Source organism: Polaromonas sp. P1_F4 (assembly GCF_056405675.1).
Genome location: NZ_JBFUBP010000026.1, coordinates 1 through 595 on the forward strand (window position 1 = coordinate 1; position 595 = coordinate 595).

The window sequence follows — 595 nt, forward strand, 5'->3', positions numbered from 1 at the left end:
ATTCCGTCGAAATCTGATCCACTTAGCGCAGTAATTTCCATCCAATTCCGTCGAAATCTGATCCACTTAGCGCAGTAATTTCCATCCAAAACTGACCCACGTAGGCACTACTCTGCTTGTTTTAAAAGCAGGGGGAAATTAGGAGTGATAGACGTGGCGACATTGAATGTCATCAGACGTTGGGCATTGCGGGATCAGATGTCCATCCGCGAGATCTCAAGGCGTACAGGCCTGGCTCGCAACACCGTGAAGAAGCACCTGCGATCAGAGGAGAGCGAGCCTAAGTACCCAAGACGGGTCAGCTCAAGCAAGCTCGATCCCTACGCCGAGAAGCTGGCCACCTGGCTGGTAATCGAGGCAACAAAATCGCGGAAACAGCGGCGCACTTTGAGGCAGATCCACACAGGCGAGTGTCTTTGGTGATGCAAAAATGACGACTGCTCTTCTGGATCGGCTCACCCACAGATGTCATATCCTTGAGACTGGAAACGACAGCTATCGGTTCAAAAACAGCTCTGCAAAGACTCAGCCCAAAAAGGAGAAGATCAAGAACTTATCCACATCGTGAGCACCTTCTGCTCACAAAGAGTGTGGG

Annotated in this window: 2 pseudogenes; both read left to right on the forward strand. The window is 50.8% G+C overall.

The features are described 5' to 3' along the window. Nucleotides 1–144: 144 nt before the first annotated feature. Nucleotides 145–402: pseudogene (locus AC1DYQ_RS22855) on the forward strand (IS21 family transposase); the annotation flags it as partial. After that, a pseudogene (locus AC1DYQ_RS22860) lies at nucleotides 398–568 on the forward strand (ATP-binding protein); the annotation flags it as partial. The pseudogenes AC1DYQ_RS22855 and AC1DYQ_RS22860, both read left to right, overlap by 5 nt. Between the last annotated feature and the right edge of the window lie 27 nt (nucleotides 569–595).